At 38.3% G+C, this 21439-nt stretch carries 20 protein-coding genes and 1 tRNA gene; 15 read left to right on the top strand and 6 right to left on the bottom strand.

The window, feature by feature from the left end; all coding sequences use genetic code 11:
• Window positions 1-266: 266 nt before the first annotated feature.
• On the top strand, window positions 267-1613 hold the full coding sequence (locus tag IGJ39_RS10095; protein WP_019723165.1) for a TrkH family potassium uptake protein: 1347 nt from the start codon (window positions 267-269) through the stop codon (window positions 1611-1613).
• An 83-nt stretch (window positions 1614-1696) separates the two neighbouring features.
• On the opposite strand, the gene gloA is transcribed toward IGJ39_RS10095, so the two are convergent.
• A complete protein-coding gene (gene gloA, locus IGJ39_RS10090; protein WP_010734851.1) occupies window positions 1697-2071 on the bottom strand; it encodes a lactoylglutathione lyase in 375 nt (124 codons plus the stop codon).
• Between the two features lie 133 nt (window positions 2072-2204).
• On the opposite strand from gloA, the gene IGJ39_RS10085 reads away from it, so the two are divergent.
• Entirely contained in the window at window positions 2205-2648 is a 444-nt protein-coding gene (locus tag IGJ39_RS10085; RefSeq protein ID WP_019723164.1) for an NUDIX hydrolase, read from the top strand.
• 70 nt (window positions 2649-2718) lie between these two features.
• Here IGJ39_RS10085 and yidA read toward each other — a convergent pair whose 3' ends face one another.
• From yidA to IGJ39_RS10070, 3 genes are read right to left on the bottom strand one after another with little or no spacing between them, the layout of a single operon-like run.
• On the bottom strand, window positions 2719-3528 hold the full coding sequence (yidA, locus tag IGJ39_RS10080) for a sugar-phosphatase (RefSeq protein ID WP_010734853.1): 810 nt from the start codon (window positions 3526-3528) through the stop codon (window positions 2719-2721).
• 14 nt (window positions 3529-3542) lie between these two features.
• On the bottom strand, window positions 3543-4913 hold the full coding sequence (locus tag IGJ39_RS10075; protein WP_065095691.1) for an HD domain-containing protein: 1371 nt from the start codon (window positions 4911-4913) through the stop codon (window positions 3543-3545).
• Window positions 4897-5730: a lipoate--protein ligase family protein gene (locus tag IGJ39_RS10070; RefSeq protein ID WP_019723162.1), complete on the bottom strand. Its 834-nt coding sequence runs from the start codon at window positions 5728-5730 to the stop codon at window positions 4897-4899. Before IGJ39_RS10070 ends, IGJ39_RS10075 begins: the two co-directional genes overlap by 17 nt.
• A gap of 253 nt (window positions 5731-5983) precedes the next feature.
• On the opposite strand from IGJ39_RS10070, the gene IGJ39_RS10065 reads away from it, so the two are divergent.
• The 4 genes from IGJ39_RS10065 (at window position 5984) to IGJ39_RS10050 (ending at window position 8713) form a co-directional block, all read left to right on the top strand.
• Window positions 5984-6415: a DUF1934 domain-containing protein gene (locus IGJ39_RS10065; protein ID WP_104871761.1), complete on the top strand. Its 432-nt coding sequence runs from the start codon at window positions 5984-5986 to the stop codon at window positions 6413-6415.
• Between the two features lie 75 nt (window positions 6416-6490).
• Window positions 6491-7102, top strand: a complete 612-nt coding sequence (rpoE, locus tag IGJ39_RS10060) for a DNA-directed RNA polymerase subunit delta (protein ID WP_438764587.1) — start codon at window positions 6491-6493, stop codon at window positions 7100-7102.
• Between the two features lie 280 nt (window positions 7103-7382).
• Window positions 7383-7781, top strand: coding sequence for a hypothetical protein (locus tag IGJ39_RS10055; RefSeq protein ID WP_260697682.1), 399 nt, complete (start codon window positions 7383-7385; stop codon window positions 7779-7781).
• Between the two features lie 302 nt (window positions 7782-8083).
• Window positions 8084-8713, top strand: coding sequence for a hypothetical protein (locus IGJ39_RS10050; protein ID WP_066026357.1), 630 nt, complete (start codon window positions 8084-8086; stop codon window positions 8711-8713).
• A gap of 108 nt (window positions 8714-8821) precedes the next feature.
• On the opposite strand, the gene IGJ39_RS10045 is transcribed toward IGJ39_RS10050, so the two are convergent.
• Window positions 8822-8893 (bottom strand) — tRNA-Arg (locus IGJ39_RS10045).
• 59 nt (window positions 8894-8952) lie between these two features.
• On the opposite strand from IGJ39_RS10045, the gene rpoN reads away from it, so the two are divergent.
• From rpoN to IGJ39_RS10000, 9 genes are all read left to right on the top strand, one after another.
• On the top strand, window positions 8953-10281 hold the full coding sequence (gene rpoN / locus IGJ39_RS10040; RefSeq protein ID WP_062804886.1) for an RNA polymerase factor sigma-54: 1329 nt from the start codon (window positions 8953-8955) through the stop codon (window positions 10279-10281).
• A gap of 152 nt (window positions 10282-10433) precedes the next feature.
• Window positions 10434-11525: a sugar-binding transcriptional regulator gene (locus IGJ39_RS10035; RefSeq protein WP_171844984.1), complete on the top strand. Its 1092-nt coding sequence runs from the start codon at window positions 10434-10436 to the stop codon at window positions 11523-11525.
• A gap of 40 nt (window positions 11526-11565) precedes the next feature.
• Window positions 11566-12567, top strand: a complete 1002-nt coding sequence (gene gap / locus IGJ39_RS10030; RefSeq protein WP_010734862.1) for a type I glyceraldehyde-3-phosphate dehydrogenase — start codon at window positions 11566-11568, stop codon at window positions 12565-12567.
• Between the two features lie 106 nt (window positions 12568-12673).
• The gene (locus tag IGJ39_RS10025) at window positions 12674-13864 is read left to right on the top strand and encodes a phosphoglycerate kinase (protein ID WP_010734863.1); all 1191 of its coding nucleotides are present in this window, start codon (window positions 12674-12676) and stop codon (window positions 13862-13864) included.
• 94 nt (window positions 13865-13958) lie between these two features.
• Window positions 13959-14714: a triose-phosphate isomerase gene (gene tpiA, locus IGJ39_RS10020; RefSeq protein WP_019723102.1), complete on the top strand. Its 756-nt coding sequence runs from the start codon at window positions 13959-13961 to the stop codon at window positions 14712-14714.
• A gap of 116 nt (window positions 14715-14830) precedes the next feature.
• Window positions 14831-16129, top strand: a complete 1299-nt coding sequence (eno, locus tag IGJ39_RS10015) for a phosphopyruvate hydratase (RefSeq protein WP_010734865.1) — start codon at window positions 14831-14833, stop codon at window positions 16127-16129.
• 803 nt (window positions 16130-16932) lie between these two features.
• Entirely contained in the window at window positions 16933-17427 is a 495-nt protein-coding gene (locus IGJ39_RS10010) for a hypothetical protein (RefSeq protein ID WP_019723101.1), read from the top strand.
• A gap of 556 nt (window positions 17428-17983) precedes the next feature.
• On the top strand, window positions 17984-19435 hold the full coding sequence (locus IGJ39_RS10005; RefSeq protein WP_438764583.1) for a helix-turn-helix domain-containing protein: 1452 nt from the start codon (window positions 17984-17986) through the stop codon (window positions 19433-19435).
• Window positions 19436-19640: 205 nt separating this feature from the next.
• On the top strand, window positions 19641-20708 hold the full coding sequence (locus IGJ39_RS10000) for a WxL protein peptidoglycan domain-containing protein (RefSeq protein WP_065095698.1): 1068 nt from the start codon (window positions 19641-19643) through the stop codon (window positions 20706-20708).
• On the opposite strand, the gene IGJ39_RS09995 is transcribed toward IGJ39_RS10000, so the two are convergent.
• On the bottom strand, window positions 20705-21085 hold the full coding sequence (locus IGJ39_RS09995) for a hypothetical protein (protein ID WP_438764581.1): 381 nt from the start codon (window positions 21083-21085) through the stop codon (window positions 20705-20707). The genes IGJ39_RS10000 and IGJ39_RS09995 overlap by 4 nt on opposite strands.
• Window positions 21086-21439: the final 354 nt, after the last annotated feature.

Raw genomic sequence — 21439 nt, 5'->3', positions numbered from 1 at the left:
CGTTTATGGCTTATTATCTGGAGTTTTTTCTTTTTGTAGAGCTCATTTGAGCGTTCCTATTGTTTGTTCGAAAGCAGGTGTATCAAACGAACAGGTATAAGGGAGAAAAAAGACTCAAATTCTTTGCTGGAAGAAGAAAAACAGGGTAAGATAAGGGATGAAAAGAGAGCGAGCGTTTGGCGGACTTACTTTTACATCCGTGAGAGCAATAGCTACTTCATTTGTTCGTTGCGAAGGTAGCTAACGGTCTTAGAGGAGTGATTCGAATGAAACAGAGGATAACAAAACAACTGTCACCAGTTCAATTGATTGCTGTTGGCTTTTTTCTTTTGATCTTAGTTGGTGGCAGTTTACTTACTTTGCCTTTCTTTAGTAAAAGTGGCGAACCGACGAATTATATTGATGCATTATTTACTGCAACTTCAGCCGTCTGTGTCACTGGCTTGACTACATTGAACACTGCGGCGCATTGGAATGAAGCCGGTCAGTTTCTGATCATGGTTTTGATCGAGATCGGTGGTTTAGGTTTTATGATGATCCCCATTATTTTCTTTGCAGTAGCGAAGAAAAAAGTCAGCTTTAGTATGCGGATCTTACTAAAAGAAGCATTGAATCTTGAAATCATGTCAGGTGTTATGAGTTTGATGCTCTATATCTTGAAATTCGCAATGGTCATCCAAGGGCTGGGAGCACTTGCCTTGAGTTTTACATTTGTGCCGACTTACGGATGGACAAAAGGGATTTGGTACAGCATCTTCCATGCCGTATCAAGTTTTTGTAATGCTGGGTTTGATTTGTTAGGGGATAGCTTAGCAAATGATCAGCCAAACATCTATCTCTTAATGGTGGTCTCTGCGCTGATCATTGCTGGTGGGTTAGGTTTCATTGTTTGGCGGGATCTACTTAGTTATCATAAAGTAAAGAAAATCACTCTCCACTCAAAAATTGCATTGATTGTCACTGGTGGCTTATTGGTGGGCGGTTTTATCGTCTTTTTCTTTACCGAACAAAATGCGATCCATCTAGTTGAAGGAACTTATCTTGAACGTTTAGCAAATACGTTCTTCATGAGTGTCACACCAAGAACAGCTGGTTACTACTCCATCGACTATTTACAAATGAGCCATGCCGGCTTGATGTTGACAATGATCTTGATGTATATCGGTGGAACATCCGGTTCAACAGCAGGTGGGTTAAAGACCACTACTTTGGGCATCCTATTGATTCAAATGCATGCGACATTTAACGGGAAAACCAGAGCTGAAGCTTTCGGACGAACGATTCGCCCAGCAGCAGTACTTCGCGCACTGACATTGTTTTTCGTTACATTGTCTTTATGTATGTTGGCGATCATGGTCTTGTCTGTGACTGAGACGATCCCAGAAACTTCAGGCATCGAATATATTGCTTTTGAAGTGTTCTCAGCTTTTGGAACAGTTGGGTTGACAATGGGGTTGACGCCAGATTTGACAGAAGTCGGGAAACTGATCATCATGTCATTGATGTATATCGGACGTGTAGGGATTTTAACCGTCTTTTTCTCTATTCTTGTAAAAGGAAATCAAGTAGGGACGAAGTACAAATATCCAGAAGAGAGCGTATTGATCGGTTAACAGTAAGAGGTTTTAAGAACAGAAAAAAACAGAGGAAGTTGACACGCGGTGTTCACATCCTCTGTTTTTTAGTGTTGCTCTATTTATTTTGTACGAATCACTTCGATTTTGTAACCATCAGGATCAACAACGAAGTAATAAGACGGAGCTGTTCCTGGCAGTCCTTTCAAGTCAGTCACGTTGAAGCCTGCTGCTTGATGTTTTTCATGAAGTGCTTCTAAGTCTTCAACTGAAATAGCGATATGACCGTAGCCATTTCCTAAATCATAGCCTTCATGATCATAGTTGTAAGTCAACTCTAATTCGTAATCATCTCCTGGTAAAGTCAAGTAAACCAGCGTGAACTTGTTTTCTGGAAAATCGCGACGACGACTTTCTTCAAAGCCGAATGCTGTTTGATAGAATTTTAAAGAAGCGTCAAGATCTTTAACGCGGACGCAAGTGTGAGCCATTTTCATAAGTATATCTTCCTTTCTTTTTTACCTTTTCCACATTATCATATCAAAAATTTCAAGTACGCTATGGGTTTGTGCTTGTTTATGAGAAAACTCTCATGTAGAATAGAAAGAAAAAGATGAAGGGACAATACCTATGGAAAACCCAATGTTTGGCGAAAAAGACGAGTCTGCAAATTACCAAGACCGTTACGCAGCGTATATCATTGTCGAAACACATGGGAAAATCGCAATGATCGAAGCGCCAAATGGTGCCTTTTTTTTGCCAGGCGGTGAAAAAGAGGGACAGGAAACAAATGAAGAAGCGATTTCTCGTGAATTACTGGAGGAAATGGGGATCAGCGCAGAGATTGCTTGTTATCTAGGGGAAGCAGCGGAATATTTTTACTCAAACCATCGAAAAACTTACTTCCACAATCCTGGCTATTTTTATGTAGCAAAGAGTTGGCAAAAGGTAGGGGAACCAACCGAAAAAGACCAATCGATCTGGTGGGTCACTCCTGAAACTGCCTTAGAAAAATTAAAACGAGGAAGTCATCGTTGGGCAGTGGAAAAATGGTTAGCGATGAAGCAAAATTGAACAAAAAAACAGCTCATAAGAAAGAGCCGATACTTCGGTCTTCGAAATGAGCTGTTTTTATTCATTACTTTTACAAGACATATTTTTTGATTGCTTCGGCCACACCGTGTTCATCGTTGGTTGCAGTGACCACATTAGCCGCTTCTTTTATCAACGGAACGGCATTTCCCATCGCCACGCCTAATCCAGCGTATTCGATCATCGACAAATCATTTTCGTTGTCACCGATTGCCATGATCTCCTCTTGTTTGATTCCTAGATGTTGGGCTAAGTTAGCAACAGCAGCGCCTTTACTAGCTTCTTTGTTCAAGATCTCAAAGTAGAAAGGTGAACTCTTGACAGTTGTATATTTTTCGCGGAAAGTTTGTGGTAAACGAGCGATGGCAGCATCTAGGATCGCTGGTTCATCGATCATCATCATCTTCACGATACTCATATCAGGTGTCATTTCATCAGCTGTCCGATATTTCAATGGCATGTTGACTAAAAAAGCTTCATGGACAGTATAGGGACTGATATCACGATTTGTTGTATAGATCGTTTGATCATCGATCGAATGCAAATGACTTCCCACACGTCTGGCCATGACTTCGATCTCCAAGAAATCTTCATAAGTCAAGCCATGACGAGCAATGATCTTGCCGGATTTTGTTTGTTGGACTAACGCACCGTTATAAGTGATCACATAATCGTTGTCTTGGTATAATCCCAATTCATTCAATTGGTTTTTGACTCCTGGAAGCGGACGACCTGTACATAGTACGATTGCCACATTTTTTTCCACAGCGCTTGCAATTGCTTCTTTTACTTCTTGTGTGATTTCTCTTTTTTCGTTTAAAAGGGTGCCATCGATATCGATAGCGACTAATTTGATAGACATAACATTCTCCTTAGTTAGTTTATTTCTTCAATCAATGCGCCATTATGGATATGACGCGCAAATTCTTGGTAGGTTTCATCAAAAAGATCATAGTGATTACGCAAGGTAGGATCGACCATTTCTTTCGGAAAGAAGAAGCGTTCATCTCCTTGTTCTTGCCCTGCGAGTGCAGCAACTAATTGACTGACCTCTGATAATTCTACCAAAGTTCCGTCATTTCGCAAGATTTCAATTTGTGTGCGATGTCTGCCTTCTTCTGGACGGTAAAAATCATAAGGCAGGTCATAGCTTGAATTGATGGCTGTATAATAGTTTGGATTGTAGCCCACTTTTTCGACCAAAGAGGTCAATTCAGCAATCAGTGGGGACTGACGATCACCAGAAAACATTGCTGATTTCAATGGTTTACGATTTAAGAAGCGTTTGGCTAAGTCACTAAGGATTGGATCAGATGAATCCGTCCATTGACTGAAACACGTATTCAAGACGCCATCATCCAGCTTTAAGTACTCATCTAAACTAAATGTGCCATCTAAAAATGGCAACAGTAACTGTGAATGACGTGCAAAACTATCATCATCTTGGTGATAAAGTTCATGGGCACGATGCAACAGATGCTCCAAGACGACTTCCATTCCCCGAGAAACTGGATGAAAGTATACTTGGACATACATCTGATAGCGACTGACGATATAATCCTCTACTGCGTGCATCCCATTCATGGAGAAGGCGATTCCACCTTGATAGGGGCGAATCACACGCAAAATCCTTGTCAGATCGAACGTTCCATATTCTGTACCTGTAAAATAGGCATCACGTAAAAGGTAATCCATACGATCGGCATCGATTTGGCTAGAGATCATTTGGACGACTTGTGGATTTGGATACGTTTTTTGGATCACACTAGCCACTTTCTCAGGAAAACCTTCTTCGACACGATTCAAAATCTGATAGACTTCCGTTTCTGGCGAAGTAATGATCTCTACAGTGATTGCTTCATGATTGGTCTGGAAAATATGTTCAAAGGTATGTGAATAAGGCCCATGGCCAATATCATGGAGTAAGGCGGCACATAAAGTCACGAGACGTTCCCGATCATCCCAACCAGAAGGGCCGATTTTTTCAATGGAGAAATTTCTTGAAAAAATGTCACAGATGCGTCGGGAGATTTCGTATACACCGAGTGAATGAGTGAAACGGCTATGCTCTGCGCCATGGAAAGTAAATGACGAAGTTCCGAGTTGTTTGATCCGTCGTAATCGCTGGACTTCTTTCGAATTGATCAAGTCTAAAATCACTTGATGTTGCACGTGGATGTAGTTATGCACTGGATCTCTAAAGACTTTTTCCATTGGTAACAGTTTGTATTTATAAGGTGTTGTCATAAGCCATCTCCTTTAGTACATTTCGTTGGTTCATACGCTCGATTTGTGCTTGCCACTCATCTGGTGAGACATTGGCTTTTTGCCAAGCGTCAGAATCCATCGAAATACTTGTTGGATACATTGTATCAAATGCCTTGATAAATGACTCTTTTACTTGCACGACCGTCAATGACGTAGCGAATAACTCTTCTAATGTCTCCATACTTGTTGGTCTCACGGCAGGGTAGCCATCCGTACCAAACTGTTCTTTCAACGCTTGTTGATAAAACTGTCGCATCAGTTCGCCTCGTTTTTCTTGATCCCCATTCACGCTAAGGTACATCATGACTGAAATCCCGTTTTTAATGCGACGTTGGGCAATCCCGGCAAATTTTTTACCATCGATACTAAGGTCATACGTACCTGGACAGTAGGACTCTTTGATTTCATAGGCTTCTATTTTGTCGGCGTAAACAGGAAAAGCTTGGCGAGTCAGAGCGAGCATCTTTTCGTAGCCTTCATCGATCGAGATCCTATTCTCATCCTCTTGCGGGAAAATCAATGAGATATTCAAGATTCCTTGATCGGAAATGATGCCAAGTCCACCGGCATTACGAATCACTGGGGTAAATCCCGCATGTTGGATAACCTTTATCCCATCAGCTAAAAAGGGTGTCCGAGTATCTTTCATACCAAGAATAACTGTCTGTTGATATTGCCAAAAATGTAGAAAAGTTTGTTGCTTTTTTTTTGAATTCTCTGTTAAAATATCCGTTAAAGCAAACGGAGAAAAATCGTTTGTGTGGTAGACTTCTTGATCCAAAATGATGGATGTCATGTACTCAGCTCCTAGTTAAATCTGTTTGAGAACGGGTGCTTTACCTATCTTTTATTTGAACTTAGGTGTGACGAGAGGATCATGTCACAGCCCCCAAATCGTTATAATACAATAGGAGTCTCACGCCCACTTCCTTCATTATACTCCAAATTATTAAAGAAGAGAGGAAAAAGTTATCTGCTCTTTAGACCTGTCGGTTGACAAATCAGTGGAAAGTGGGAACAATGTAGCTATGAGAAAAGGAGAATGTCAAATGGAACGATCTGGATTACCGATTTCGATACAATTACGTACAAAAGTGAAACAACAAGGAGAGCATCAAGATTTTTATTTTGATCTGAAAGGACAGATGGTCAAAATTGGCGATACCTTATACATACGCTATAAAGAGATCCAAGAAGGACAAGAAGAAATTCCTGTCACAATCAAGATCATGCCGGATGGTCACGTGCAATTGATCCGTGCTGGTGAAATGCGTATGCGTTTAAAATTTGCCTATCGGGAGCGTCTAGAAACCCATTACCGCACGCCTTATGGAATGATCCAAGTCGACACATTCACAAAAGAACTACACGTCAGTCTAAAAGATCGTCCAACGGCTGGCAAGGTCATGATCGATTACGATTTGTTCATGGGTGTAGAAAAAATAGGCGAATATGAGATGGTCTTAGATTTTACTGCATAAATAGCAAAGAAACGTTTGATTTTTTACCTGTGATTTTGTATGATAAGGAGTAGACTGTGAAAGGACGTGTCCTGATTGGAAATTAGTGTATTTGAAGGTGCAAACAAAAACGAATTATCAATGATCGAAGTCGCACACGCGATCTTAGAGCAGCGTGGTGATGTGATGGACTTTTCTGATTTAGCAAATGAGATTCAAACATATCTTGGCAAATCAGATAGTGACATTCGTGATTCACTCGCACAATTTTATACTGACTTAAATATCGACGGTAGCTTTATTTCATTAGGCGACAATCGTTGGGGCTTGCGTTCATGGTATGCCATCGATTCGATCGATGAAGAAGTCAACCATGGAATCGACGAAGAAGACGAGGATACACCACGTCGTCGTAAACGCAAAAAAGTCAATGCCTTTATCAATGATGACGAAGATGCCATCGATTATAACGATGATGACCCAGAAGATACTGATCTGTCTGACGAAGACGATGATGATCTTTTTGAAGATGAAGATGACGATGATGAAGAAATCGCTGCATACAATTCAGACTTACAAGAAATTGGTGCAGATACTGGAGACGAAGAAGAAGAAATCCCAGGAAACATCGAAGAAGATCTAAGCATTATCGAAGACGATGACGAAGAAGACGAAGAATTTGAAGACGAAGATTTCCCAGAAGAATAAGTAAGAGAAATCACAAAAAACTGCAAGTTACTTGTAAAAGTAGCCTTGCAGTTTTTTGTATTAGAATAAAAGAAAAAGTCCTAGAGAGTAAGGCAGAACGTCAACTAGAAACCAAAAGTGTTTCTCCTTAAGGATGAAGGCATATTTCTGTGATTTATAGAAATGTTTCAGAGAAAAGCATTAGGTGATATCAGCGAATCTTTTTTCATTTGTTGTAAAAAAGAGTATGATGAAAGTGAAACTGAGACATGACAATCAAATATAAAAGGAGACGATCGATATGTTAGATGATCAATTAAAATGTCCCAATTGTCAGACCAAATTCTATTATAATGAAGTACGTCACATTGTGAAGCATCGAGAAAAAGAAATGCCGATCCGCTGTCCTGAATGCAATGAAGTAGTCGAACGGAAACTTTCTCATGGCTATTTCGTGACATACAAAGAAACAGATTTTTCAAAGTTGGATAAAGAAGTGGAGGAAACACCGAAGCAATACAAAAGCTTGAAAACCGGTGCGGTGATCAGTGCAGATGAATACCGGGAAATGATTGAACGTCATGATTTATCTTTAAACGGACCAATGAGTTCGGAATTGATGGGCGGTATGAACTATTTTATTGAAAATGAAGCATTGAACAACGAAGAAAGTTACGAAGATTATGTTCCTTATGATTGATAAAAAATGAAAGAGAGTGGGACAATAATCCTCTCGCACCATTTAAAATCGAATATACGGCGGAAACAGAAGTAACTCTTCGAAAAATAAGACGCCATCCACCAAAATTTGAAAAATAATTTTCGTGGATGGCGCCTTATTTTTTGAGGCTAAACACTGCTGTAGTGACTTCTTGAGGAAACAGGTTATAGAATCAAGTCGGAAAATAAAAAACGTTTGTTTTTTATAAAAACTCTTTGCTTCATTGGCTATTTCCGATTATGATTATAGACAGAAGAATAACAAATAAATAGGAGTAATCAATGAAAAAGTCAATACGAATAAAAGTAATCGGTTTTCTTGTGATTTTATTTGGGTTGTTTCTCTTGGTCCATTCATCACCAAAAGAGCAAACCTCTTTGAATCTTTCAACGAAAAATGAAGAAAATACATATCGTACAATGTCCAGTAAGTTGGACTTTCAGCAACTGCTTCGTGTCATTTCGAGAGAATATCAACTAACCGAAGAAGAAGCTAAAAAACAGCTCGGCTATACTGAGCAAATGGTGCAAAGCGCAATACATAATGGGGCAATCTACCGTATCTTTTCTCAAAACATAACTGTCAACAGAGTATACCAACCAAATTTATTGTTATACTGTGAAACGAGTGAAAGTGGAAATTTCCGAGCAATCAAGTCGATTTTATCCGTTCAGTTGAAATCCGCTGATCAAGGATTGGAAAAACATTTTACAGGAGATGTATTTGCTTATTTAGAGGACCCTAACCGAATATTTTATCTCATCAATGGTGATTTTTATGATCAAAAAACAGCCACTTTAAGAAACGGTTTAACGCTTCGTCAAGGTGGGGGTGTGACAGAGCGCTATACTCCTGGACCTTTAACAAATCATTTCTACTATAGTTACATAGAAGATTGGTTTACTTTTTGAAATACCATGAAGAAATCAAAAAAAGCAGTTTTCCTAGATAGGAAAACCGCTTTTTTTCTTAGAAATTTGAAAGCAAAATCTTCACAAATATGCTAAGATAACAATAGACGCGTCCTGAGGGAATCGAACCCCCGTCTCAAGAACCGGAATCTTACGTGATATCCACTACACTAAGGACGCAAGCACTGCAACAATTGTATCGAAATCAAAAATAAATTACAAGGGGAATGGACAAAAAAATGAAATTTGAACAAAATTTTTCACAAAAACAACAACAAACACAAAAACTTGCCATGACACAACAGCTCCAACAGTCCATCCAAGTCTTGCAGTATAACAGCGAAGAGCTACTGGCTTTTGTTGAAAATCAGGCGTTGGAAAACCCCTTAGTAGAAGTGATCGAACCGGATTGGCAACCCGATTACCAAAAACGTAATGCCAGTTATGAGGGAGAAGAGACGAGCTACTTGAATCAAATTCCTGATACAACAGGCTCACTTTTTGAATCATTGATCGAACAAGTCCATTTGAATTACCGAGATACTTTCTTACGTAAGTTGATTTTATATTTGATTGAATATATCGACCTGAATGGTTTTTTGACTATTTCTTTAGAAGACGCCATCCAACAAACGAATGCGACACCAATCCAAATGCTTGACGCATTGACGCTGATCCAGCAGTTAGAGCCAGCAGGTGTTGGGGCGCGAAGTTTACAAGAATGTTTGATGTTACAAACCGAAAGAGACGATTATGCGCCCGAATTGGCTTACATCGTCTTGGAAGAATGGTTTGATCAATTAGTTGAACGCAAATGGAAAGAGATCGCCCAACATTTTGCGATTCCATTAAGCGATGTACAACGGATCTTTGACTATATCCAAACCCTTAGTCCAAGTCCTGGACGAGTCTTTGACCATAGTAGCGGTTTGTATATCATCCCCGATGTCAAAGTTGTCGTAATAGGTGAAGAAGTTCAAGTCATCTCAAATCGAGGCAACCAGCCGAATGTACGTTTTCAAGAAGCCTATTTTCAACAGATGCAAAAAAAAGCAGATAAAGAGACTCAAGCCTATTTGAAAGAACGAAAACAAGAATTTGAATGGCTGCAAAAAACGATTTTGCAACGCGGTGATACGATCATGCGTGTGGCGCAAATCATTGTTTCTCGGCAAAAAGAATTCTTTACAAATGTCGCACGCCCGATCCGTCCGTTGACCTTAAAAGAAGTCGCAGAAGAAATCGACGTCCACGAATCAACGGTCAGTCGAGCAGTCAATGGCAAGTATCTTGAAACCGATTTTGGTGTCTTCGAATTGAAAAAGTTCTTTACGACGAGACTCCAACCTACAAATGCAGAGAGTACTGAAGACCTATCAGCAGATACCGCAAAGAAAAAAGTCCAAGAACTAGTGGATGCGGAAGATAAAAGCAAACCATTATCTGACCAAAAATTAGTAGAACTACTGAAAAATGACAAAATTTCGATTTCTCGACGAACAGTCGCCAAATATCGTGATTTGTTAGGAATCCCTAGTTCATCGAAAAGAAAACGGTATGATAAATAATTGAATGAAAGACTGGAAGAATCTTAAACATTTTTCTAGTCTTTTTTTGTTGATAAATACGGACAAAACTGTTAGACTATGTCATGTGAGGTTGAGATTTTCCTAGTAGAAAACGTGCAAGTTGGAAAGTCCGATTTATTTTTTTAGATCACATGGGTCGTTTTGAGTCTACATTGGACGAAAAATGTCCAACTAAGGAGATCGCTATGTTAGATGAATTGAAACTGATTGAAGCTGTTGCGCCAGACATCATGGATGTTTTGCAAGAACGCTATAAGATTTTGCGCAATATTTACTGGATGCAGCCAATTGGTCGTCGTAGTTTATCGGAAAGCATGGGCATGACCGAACGTGTCTTACGAACAGAAACGGATCTGCTCAAACAACTTGAACTGATCAACGCCTCTAAAAGTGGTATGACGCTGACGAAAAAAGGAGAGGAAGTCTATCAAAGCCTCGAAGGCTTTATGGACCAACTTTTAGGAATGCATCAGATTGAAATGAAACTATCTGAGTATTTTGGGAACCAGCGCTGTATCGTTGTTTCTGGAAACAGTGAACAACAACCAAAAGTAGCAGATGCTTTTGGCGAAGCCTTGGACGAATCACTGAATCTACTACTTCCGGAAGGTGATAATATCATCGCAGTCATGGGAGGAACGACGATGGCGATCGTTGCAGAGCAACTGACTAGCTTAGAAAATAGCAAGCGCCATAACTTGTTTGTTCCTGCGCGAGGTGGGATCGGCGAGGCGATTACTGTACAAGCGAACTCAGTCAGTGCTAGAATGGCTACAAAGGCAAATGGAAAACACCGAGCACTATATGTGCCGGAACAATTAAGCTTGGCTACTTACAATTCATTACTCAATGAGCCGTCTATACAAGAAGTTTTAAACTTGATAAGTCAGGCGAATTGTGTTATTCATAGTATTGGACGGGCGTTGCATATGGCAGCGCGACGAAAGATGAATGAAGAAGAATTGCTGATGTTGAAACAAGCCAATGCCGTTGCGGAATCTTTTGGCTATTTCTTCAATGAAAAAGGAGAAGTCGTTTATAAAGTCCCACGAATCGGCATCGAATTAAAAGACTTAGCTAAAGTCCCGATCATTCTTGCGGTTGCAGGAGGGAAAGCCAAAGCCAAAGCAATTCGAGCGTATATGAATAATGCACCAAAACAAACGTGGCTCATCACAGATGAAGCCGCTGCTAATGAGATTTTAAAAGGGGTATCCCTTTAAAATAAATATTTTTTTGATTTTCATAAGGAGGAAATCTTAAATGACAGTTAAAGTAGGTATTAATGGTTTTGGACGTATTGGACGTCTAGCGTTCCGTCGTATCCAAGATGTAGATGGAATCGAAGTAGTAGCAATCAACGATTTGACAGATGCTAAAATGTTGGCACACTTGTTAAAATACGATACAACTCAAGGACGTTTCAACGGAACAGTTGAAGTTCACGAAGGTTCATTCAACGTAAACGGAAAAGAAGTTAAAGTATTAGCTAACCGTAACCCTGAAGAATTACCTTGGGGCGAACTAGGCGTAGACATCGTTCTAGAATGTACTGGTTTCTTCACTTCAAAATCAGCTGCTGAAAAACATTTAACAGCTGGTGCTAAACGTGTTGTTATCTCAGCTCCTGGTGGAGACGATGTACCAACAATCGTTTACAACACAAACCATGAAACATTAACTGGTAAAGAAACAGTTATCTCTGGTGCTTCATGTACAACTAACTGTTTAGCTCCTATGGCTAAAACATTGAACGACAAATTTGGTGTTGTTGAAGGATTAATGACAACTATCCACGCTTACACAGGTGACCAAATGACTCTTGACGGACCTCATCCTAAAGGTGACTTCCGCCGTGCACGCGCTGCTGCTGCAAACATCGTTCCTAACTCAACAGGTGCTGCTAAAGCAATCGGTTTAGTAATCCCTGAATTGAACGGTAAATTAGACGGAGCTGCTCAACGTGTACCAATCGCAACTGGTTCATTAACAGAATTAGTTACAGTTCTTGATAAAAACGTAACAGTTGATGAAGTAAATGCTGCAATGGAAGAAGCAGCTAACGAATCTTACGGTTACAACACAGACGAAATCGTTTCTTCAGATATCGTTGGTATGACTTACGGTTCATTATTTGATGCTACTCAAACAAAAGTAATGACTGTTGGCGACAAACAATTAGTTAAAACTGTTGCTTGGTACGACAACGAAATGTCATACACTGCACAATTAGTACGTACTTTAGAATACTTCGCTAACTTATAAGATAAATCGTACAAGTGTAACCTATATCCATGTACACTTAAAAGCGGGGAAGCAATCGCGCTTCTCCGCTTTTTTTGATAAGATGTTTATTTTAGGAGGAAATCAAATGGCTAAGAAAACAGTCAAAGATATTGATTTAAAAGATAAAAAAGTCCTTGTCCGTGTTGACTTCAACGTTCCTTTGAAAGACGGCGTCATCACTGATGATACACGTATCAAAGCTGCGTTACCAACAATCAATTATGTGTTGGAGCAAGGCGGAAAAGCGATTCTTTTCTCTCACCTTGGACGTGTGAAAACAGAAGAAGACAAAGAAGGAAAATCTTTGGCACCAGTGGCAAAACGTTTAGGCGAATTGCTAGGTAAAGAAGTAACTTTCGTTCCTGAAACTCGTGGTTCAGAATTAGAAACAGCAATTGCTGACATGAAAGACGGAGACGTAGTTGTTTTTGAAAACACTCGTTTTGAAGACATCGACGGCAAAAAAGAAAGCAAAAATGATGCTGACCTAGGTAAATACTGGGCTTCTTTAGGTGATGTATTTGTCAATGATGCGTTTGGTACAGCTCACCGTGCCCATGCTTCTAACGTAGGGATCGCTTCAACAGGTATCCCAACAGTTGCTGGATTCTTGATGGATAAAGAAATCAAGTTCATTGGCGAAGCAGTTGAAGAACCAAAACGTCCGATGATCGCGATCTTAGGTGGAGCGAAAGTTTCAGATAAAATCGGTGTCATCGAAAACTTGATTCCTAAAGCAGACAAAATCTTGATCGGCGGCGGAATGACTTACACATTCTACGAAGCAAAAGGCATCAAGATCGGTAACTCTTTAGTTGAAGCAGATAAAGTAGCTTTAGCAAAAGAATTGATCGAAAAAGCAGGCGACAAATTAGTTTTACCAATCGACAACGTTTGTGCCCCTGAATTTTCAAATGATGTAGAAACACAAGTCATCGAAGGAGATATTCCTGAAGGCTTGATGGCATTAGACATCGGCCCTGCATCAGTTAAATTATTTGCTGATACATTACAAGGTGCGAAAACAGTTGTATGGAACGGACCAATGGGTGTATTCGAAATGAGTAACTTCGCTAAAGGTACGATCGGTGTTTGTGAAGCAATCGCTAACCTTGAAGATGCAACAACGATCATCGGTGGCGGTGACTCTGCTGCTGCTGCGGAACAATTAGGTTTTGCAGACAAATTCACTCACATCTCAACAGGTGGCGGTGCAAGCTTAGAGTTGCTTGAAGGGAAAGAATTACCTGGACTAGCTGCAATCAACGACAAATAAGCATAAAATCAACGAATAAATAAAATGGTGAGAGGACCATCTACAGATTGCTCAAATCTGTAGTCCTCTTACATTCTGAATAGGAGTGCATATCATGCGTAAACCAATTATCGCTGGTAACTGGAAAATGAACAAAACTGCATCTGAAGCAAAAGATTTTGCAGAAGCAGTAAAAAACAAGATCCCTTCAAATGATAAAGTAGATTCAGTGATTGGATCTCCTGCATTATTCTTACAAGAATTAATGGCTTCAGCTGAAGGTACAGAATTGAAAATCGCTGCACAAAACTCTTACTGGGAAAACTCAGGTGCATTCACTGGTGAAACATCACCAGCAGCTTTAGCTGATCTAGGTGTACAATATGTGATCATCGGTCACTCTGAGCGTCGTGAATACTTCCACGAAACTGACGAAGATATCAACAAAAAAGCGAAAGCAATCTTCGCAAACGGTATGATCCCAATTCTTTGCTGTGGTGAGTCATTAGAAACATATGAAGCAGGCAAAACTGCTGAGTGGATCGAAGGACAAATCACTGCTGGTCTTGAAGGCTTAACAGAAGGTCAAGTAAGTAATCTAGTTATTGCTTACGAACCAATCTGGGCAATCGGTACAGGTAAATCAGCAGATGCTGAAATCGCTGACGAAATCTGTGGCGTGGTACGTCAAACAGTTGAAAAACTTTACGGCAAAGAAGTATCAGAAGCAGTTCGTATCCAATACGGTGGTTCTGTAAAACCTGAGAACATTGCTGAGTATATGGCAAAAGAAAATGTGGATGGCGCATTAGTTGGCGGAGCTAGCTTAGAAGCGGATTCATTCTTAGCATTACTTGATGCTGTAAAATAATTATTGAAAATTTGTGAAAAATGCAAGAAATGTTTGCACAAAGACACAAAATTAACTAAAATCGTATATGAGGGAAATCCCTTAGGAAAAAACCAAACTCAAAGGAGAGACAAAACATGTCAATTATTACTGATGTTTACGCTCGCGAGATTCTAGACTCACGCGGTAACCCAACAATCGAAGTAGAAGTATACACAGAAAGCGGTGCTTTCGGCCGTGGAATGGTTCCTTCAGGTGCTTCAACTGGTGAATACGAAGCAGTTGAATTACGTGACGGAGACAAATCTCGTTATGGCGGTAAAGGTGTAATCAAAGCTGTTGACAACGTAAACAACATCATTGCTGAAGCAATCATTGGCTACGATGTACGTGACCAAATGGCTATCGACAAAGCAATGATCGCTTTAGACGGAACTCCTAACAAAGGTAAATTAGGTGCGAACGCTATTCTTGGTGTTTCAATCGCTGTTGCTCGTGCAGCTGCTGACTACCTAGAAGTACCTTTATACCACTACCTAGGCGGATTCAACACAAAAGTATTACCAACTCCAATGATGAACATCATCAACGGTGGATCACATGCGGATAACTCAATCGACTTCCAAGAATTCATGATCATGCCTGTTGGCGCGCCAACATTCAAAGAAGCACTACGTATGGGTGCGGAAGTATTCCATGCATTAGCTGCAATCTTGAAATCTCGTGGATTAGCAACTTCAGTTGGTGACGAAGGTGGATTCGCTCCTAACCTTGGTTCAAACGAAGAAGGTTTCGAAGTAATCATCGAAGCAATCGAAAAAGCTGGCTATGTTCCTGGTAAAGACGTTGTTCTTGCAATGGACGCTGCTTCTTCAGAATTCTACGACAAAGAAAAAGGTGTTTACGTATTAGCTGATTCAGGCGAAGGCGAAAAAACAACTGACGAAATGATCAAATTCTACGAAGAATTAGTATCTAAATACCCAATCATCTCTATTGAAGATGGATTAGACGAAAACGACTGGGATGGATTCAAGAAATTGACAGAAGTTCTAGGCGACAAAGTTCAATTAGTGGGTGACGACTTGTTCGTAACAAACACTGAAAAACTTGCTGAAGGTATCGAAAAAGGAATTGCTAACTCAATCCTTATCAAAGTTAACCAAATCGGTACTTTGACAGAAACTTTCGAAGCAATCGAAATGGCTAAAGAAGCTGGTTACACTGCAGTAGTTTCTCACCGTTCTGGTGAAACAGAAGATTCAACAATCTCTGATATCGCAGTTGCAACAAACGCTGGCCAAATCAAAACAGGTTCTCTATCACGTACTGACCGTGTTGCGAAATACAACCAATTATTACGTATCGAAGACCAACTTGGTGAAGTTGCAGAGTACAAAGGTTTGAAATCTTTCTACAACTTAAAAAACAAATAATTAAATGAATGTAAAAATGCCCTTCTTATGTCAATGACATGAGAGGGGTATTTTTTTTAGGCATATGATTAATCAGAAAAAATATTTTTAGTACTTAAAGAAACGAATGATAGAAACAAATCATAGATTCTTATGAATATAAATAAAGATCATCATTCCTCATATTTTATTAGGCACAAAATCGATTAATTAGCTTTAACCAAGCTGTTCTTAATTCATCGCGTCTTTATCATGGATGATGAAAACGAGACGATTGAGAACAAGAATGTACCTCCTATAAACTTGAAGATCGACAACTATGTGGGGTTTCTTTTTATTATATAGTGTGTTATAGTCTATTGATTATCTAAACGACGAACGATTCCGAAGAATTTCTTCTTTATCATTTGCTTCTCTTACTTCCTCAACCTAACCACCAAGTCTTTTGACGTCATCATCATATGTTGCCATATAAACAAAACCCGCATAGTGTTCGGTTCCAATATAAATAAGTTGATTTTTGATGAATGTAAGAGAATAAGTTCTCATGGAAATTTTTTTGATAACCGGATACGGTTTTGGTCGAAATATCACGCCTAAAAGGTCTAATAACTCTGATCAAAGGACAAATAGGGAGCTTTTATAGAGGTAAGGAGTGAGCCTAGTCCATCTTTCCGGACAAGTTTCTATCATGTAGCAAAGAACGTGGTGAAAGATTATCCTGTTTTTAAAAAAAGAGTTGAATGTTCGGATAAACCCTATAAGGAAATTTAATGTAAACTGATTTTGTGAAAAAAATATTAAATTCCGGAGGCTATCCAACAATGAAAAAAAAGGTATCCACAACAGTTATGCTATCAACTTTGTTGTTAGTAGGTAGTAACCCAAGCTTAGTAAACGCATCCGAGGCAGTCAGTGAAAAACAAATACCGATTGAAGTCCAAGATGGAAAACTAGATATCACTTTCAATGAAGGAACAACAAACAAAGTCGATTTCAAATTATCTGATTTTGACTTAAACTCAGATATGCGTAAACAAACGAAGGTCTTGAAAGCAACTGCTACAGTAAATAATACAAAATCACAGGATGTTTTTGTGAATATTTTTGCAAAACTTGACCAATATGGAAATGGACTAGACATTCAACCTTCAAACCCACATCTTCAAGCACAACAGGTAATGCGAATGAGTTCGGTACAGATCGAAAAAGATTTCGATGTCATTTTAGATGCAAATGATTACGTATGGCGATCAAACAGAGATGATAGCGCCAAAATCATCTTGACAGCACAAGAAGTAAATAATCCTTGGGGATAATACTCCGGACTAAAAAATAGTTATTTTCAGTTGTGAAAGGCTTGCCAGATAAAAAGAGTTAAGTGTGCGAAGATTGACAGAATACGATGGATCATAATATAGAATACGTAGATCTATCCGTCTGTCCTATAGAATATTCAAAGAAGAAATGCTGATCCAATCAATGAAAACTACTCTTGTTGATTGCCTGATCAGTGTTCCTTCTTTTATTCTTTCGTGTAGTTGCAAGCTTCTACTGTCGCTGGTTGGTCCATCAGATTTATGAATCTAGTAATGCAAACAGAGAAAATTTTAATCAATAGAAATTTATTAGAAATAAGTGAAGGTGTTTAAATAATAATTCCGTAGAAAGACAAATATACATGATCAAAGCTTCACTACCTTAGTAATCAAGTCAAAATGTACAGGCAAGACCAATACAACAGCCATGCAAGTTGAACTAGGAGACATCGGTATAGTTCGCTGAAAATAAAAAATGAAACATTCTGACTAAATGAATTCTTCTTAGTATAGAATCCTCTAAAAATGAAGGTTGGTAGAAGAAATGGAATATATAATGGATACGTTTAGTAGCCGTTACTTAACAAAAAAGCAAAACGAAATGTTGCAACTGTTTACGGTTCTAGTGACAGAAAAATATTTGTCATTGAATAAATTAAGTGAGCGGTTAAACTTAACGATGTATCAAACGAAAATATTACTGGTTGAACTCGAAGAAAACTTCGAACAATTGAATTTTACATTTTCATCTTTCTTTTTACTAGAAAAGGGGACGATTGGTTTAATCGAAGGTGTTAATCAGGAACTGTTGCTTCAAGTATTTGTTAATTTGAAAAAAAAGTTTTTTAATGAATCACCTTATTTTCAATTATTGCTCTATCTCTTGAAACACCGAAAAACTCGTGTAGTCGATATTTCCGAAAAGTTGATGTTTAGTAAGTCTTATAGTTATAAATTGATCAGTCGGCTGAAAGATATCTTTCATTATCAAAAAATACCAATAACTATTAATAGTAATTTTGAATCAATTTCTTTGGAAGGCAATGAGATGTCTATCAGAACATATCATTACCTGGTACAAATCATGGCATATAATGTTTTCGCAGATAGCCAAACAAGAGTGAATATTGACCTAGTAGGTGGACACTATGAGAGGTTGAAGACAACAAAAGCAAAGCATGACATTCTATTCTCGATACTTGAAAATGCTGTGTCACGTGGGTATATCATACAAGATTTGGACAAAACAGCGATAGAACTATTCGCTGATATGAAAGAACTGTATGAAGAGGACTCGCTAACAAAGTTGATACCAACGCGAAACATGGAAGATAGAGAAAAAGAAGTTGCATTCTTTTATTTTTGTAGACAACTTCTCATCCCTGAAACGACAAGCAAGCAGGACAAGATAGTCTTAGGCAAAAAATTCAAAGAGCATAAACAGAACGAAATCGTTGATTTTTCTATGAATGTCGTCGAAACATTATCAGAAAAATATAAGATAAATTCCGATGTGGAACATGTGATTTTATATGAAAGTGTCATCAATAGTTGGGCATACAAAAATATTTATTTCGAGAATTTAAAGGGAGTGGCTAATCAAAATAGTCCCAATAGTAGAATCCATGAAGTGAAGCAGCTACTATTGGAAATAGTCAAAAACAGGAATTTTCAAGTTGGGGATAGACAAATATTTGCGAACAAGTTAGCACATATCCTTTCGTATTATTTGCCTATCCAAAACAATGAAAGAGTGACTATTGCTATATCGATGTTGCATCATCCGGAATATGTACCAGTTATCGAAAGTAAATTACTAACGATATTTAATAAAAAAATCATTCATTTCACTTCTGACTTTACTGATGCAGATATTTTGGTGTCTGATGGGATTGTGTACCACGAAGAGTCCCAAGATTTTGCTTTTTTTAGAGACATTCACAATAAGGATCATTGGGACAATTTAAACGCGATTGTCCAAGCAAGAATTATCTTAAAGTTAGAGTAATGAATTTAATAAATATAGATAATAAAAAAATCTCGAAGGAAACTTATTCTTTTCAATTTGATCAGGGAAAAGTGAAACATTCTGATGAATCAAAATACAAAGTATGATGATAGGATAACTACTGTTGTGAAAAAGAGGAATAAGAATGATCAAGAAAAAATATAGAGATTTAAGATACTTGATAGGAAAATGAATAGGAGAAATAATGACAAAAAATAGCCAAGCCAAAGAATACAAGTTAGTTGACTTCTGTTCGCTTATTTTCGTTTTATTGATGGGATGTTTTTTTTACATACAACCAGTAGAGGCGTCCGAGGAAGATACTGCATCGATCCTAGTGGATGTGCAACCCAAAGAATATGAGATCAGAGATAGCTATCTGCAGTTTACTCCAGAACTTAATAAGAACTATGAGTTCACTGCTACGATTACAAATATAGGTGACAAAGACTTAGATGTTACTGTCTATCCATCGGTTGCTATATCAACGATGGGAAGTGTCACTTATGTTGAAAATACAGAAAATCTTTTAGATGAAAAGTATGACTTTAGTAAATACGTGAAGATAACTGATGCTAATGGCGAACTAGAAGACGGGAAAATCAAAGTTGAAGCGAAACAAAGTGAAACGATAGCAATTTTGATCAATGTGACTGAGGAACTTAATGGAGAAGTTTTAGGTGGGGTGAATTTCTCTCAGACATTAAGTGAAGAAAGTCATGAAGATGCTGTAGATATCGTTCATGTCTATGAGAAAGTGATCCTATTTCATCTCAAGATGGATGAAATAGAGGCTGAAAAAGAACAAACTTATGATGAGTTTGAGTTTGTGAGCTCACAGGATGCGATAAGGCTTGATTACTATATAGCCAACAATGATCCTACAGTAACTTTTGCGGAAAGCGGCTCATACAAAGTAATCAATCCAAACGGGGATATCATTTCTGAAGGAGAAATTGAAGAAAGCTCAATTGCATTGACGCCAATGACTAAAACAAAGCTGAATCTGCCCTTAGTTAGGGACGCAGAATTGGTATCTGGGGAATATCAATTCATCATAACTGTTGATGGCAAGGAGAAAATAACTAGATTTAGCTATACAAAAGAGGCGCTTGAACAATTGATTGAACAAACAAACGGCTCGAATCATGTTGTTGTCAATCAAACCAACAATATATGGGTGATTGGTTTATTAATCATTTTTTCTACTCTATTGATTGTCATAAGTGTAATACTTTATCTTAAATATAAGAAAACGAGAATCAACAGCTAAGGCTGCGATTCTCGTTTTTCGCTATTAGGCGAAAGGCCAAATTTATAAATGATCAATAATGTGAGAAAAGAAATTCCGGTACCAGCAAAGCCATAATACATATCAATGATATCCGGCGTGTTTATAAACCCGAGTACAGTTTCACATAGCGCATTTGCTACAAGTAAAAGTAAAGAAAAAATGATGATATAATTGAACTTTGCACCCATCAATAACCAAAAATAAGGAATCAAACCTAAAATCAAACTAATGGAAAAGTTGAAATATGAAAATAAAAATCCGAATAGATCGAGGTAAAAATCGTTATATCCCAATGTTTTGATAAATACATAAAAGATCCAACAGCAATCACTACAAGATACAAAATAGAAGTCCATAACTTGGGTAAAAATTTAAAAGCGAGTTGGTTTTTCATGATAGGTCACCTCCGAATGATGTTTGAGTAATGAATATAGTGAGTTTTATTATGTATACACTAGCTTTTTATTGTTAAAAAAGAGGTGGTCAACTTCATTATAGCCTATGTAATACATCAAACAGTAAAGGACACATCCATATCAATAAAGACAATACCAAGACATGTCTGGTATCGTCCATAAAACAAACAATGCTTTATTCTTTTTGATTTTCCAAAATAAACAGAGACTCTTCTGACTGCTCATAATACTTTGGGGTTAATTTTATATCCACGTAGGAGTTGTTTTTCGAACGATCGATAATAGCATCGGGCT

The sequence above is a fragment of the Enterococcus sp. AZ140 genome (assembly GCF_051714405.1).
In the GTDB taxonomy this organism is placed as follows: domain Bacteria; phylum Bacillota; class Bacilli; order Lactobacillales; family Enterococcaceae; genus Enterococcus_B; species Enterococcus_B pernyi.
The sequence above is the reverse complement of the archived record's forward strand: the minus strand, read 5'-3'. Positions and strand labels throughout refer to the sequence as shown.

What these genes read in the sequence shown, in the direction of transcription:
- IGJ39_RS10095 (WP_019723165.1), top strand. Translation starts at nt 267, where the DNA reads ATGAAACAGAGGATAACAAAACAACTGTCACCAGTTCAATTGATTGCT.
- gloA (WP_010734851.1), bottom strand. Translation starts at nt 2,071, where the DNA reads ATGAAAATGGCTCACACTTGCGTCCGCGTTAAAGATCTTGACGCTTCT.
- IGJ39_RS10085 (WP_019723164.1), top strand. Translation starts at nt 2,205, where the DNA reads ATGGAAAACCCAATGTTTGGCGAAAAAGACGAGTCTGCAAATTACCAA.
- yidA (WP_010734853.1), bottom strand. Translation starts at nt 3,528, where the DNA reads ATGTCTATCAAATTAGTCGCTATCGATATCGATGGCACCCTTTTAAAC.
- IGJ39_RS10075 (WP_065095691.1), bottom strand. Translation starts at nt 4,913, where the DNA reads ATGACAACACCTTATAAATACAAACTGTTACCAATGGAAAAAGTCTTT.
- IGJ39_RS10070 (WP_019723162.1), bottom strand. Translation starts at nt 5,730, where the DNA reads ATGACATCCATCATTTTGGATCAAGAAGTCTACCACACAAACGATTTT.
- IGJ39_RS10065 (WP_104871761.1), top strand. Translation starts at nt 5,984, where the DNA reads ATGGAACGATCTGGATTACCGATTTCGATACAATTACGTACAAAAGTG.
- IGJ39_RS10055 (WP_260697682.1), top strand. Translation starts at nt 7,383, where the DNA reads ATGTTAGATGATCAATTAAAATGTCCCAATTGTCAGACCAAATTCTAT.
- IGJ39_RS10050 (WP_066026357.1), top strand. Translation starts at nt 8,084, where the DNA reads ATGAAAAAGTCAATACGAATAAAAGTAATCGGTTTTCTTGTGATTTTA.
- rpoN (WP_062804886.1), top strand. Translation starts at nt 8,953, where the DNA reads ATGAAATTTGAACAAAATTTTTCACAAAAACAACAACAAACACAAAAA.
- IGJ39_RS10035 (WP_171844984.1), top strand. Translation starts at nt 10,434, where the DNA reads ATGGGTCGTTTTGAGTCTACATTGGACGAAAAATGTCCAACTAAGGAG.
- gap (WP_010734862.1), top strand. Translation starts at nt 11,566, where the DNA reads ATGACAGTTAAAGTAGGTATTAATGGTTTTGGACGTATTGGACGTCTA.
- IGJ39_RS10025 (WP_010734863.1), top strand. Translation starts at nt 12,674, where the DNA reads ATGGCTAAGAAAACAGTCAAAGATATTGATTTAAAAGATAAAAAAGTC.
- tpiA (WP_019723102.1), top strand. Translation starts at nt 13,959, where the DNA reads ATGCGTAAACCAATTATCGCTGGTAACTGGAAAATGAACAAAACTGCA.
- eno (WP_010734865.1), top strand. Translation starts at nt 14,831, where the DNA reads ATGTCAATTATTACTGATGTTTACGCTCGCGAGATTCTAGACTCACGC.
- IGJ39_RS10010 (WP_019723101.1), top strand. Translation starts at nt 16,933, where the DNA reads ATGAAAAAAAAGGTATCCACAACAGTTATGCTATCAACTTTGTTGTTA.
- IGJ39_RS10005 (WP_438764583.1), top strand. Translation starts at nt 17,984, where the DNA reads ATGGATACGTTTAGTAGCCGTTACTTAACAAAAAAGCAAAACGAAATG.
- IGJ39_RS10000 (WP_065095698.1), top strand. Translation starts at nt 19,641, where the DNA reads ATGACAAAAAATAGCCAAGCCAAAGAATACAAGTTAGTTGACTTCTGT.
- IGJ39_RS09995 (WP_438764581.1), bottom strand. Translation starts at nt 21,085, where the DNA reads ATGGACTTCTATTTTGTATCTTGTAGTGATTGCTGTTGGATCTTTTAT.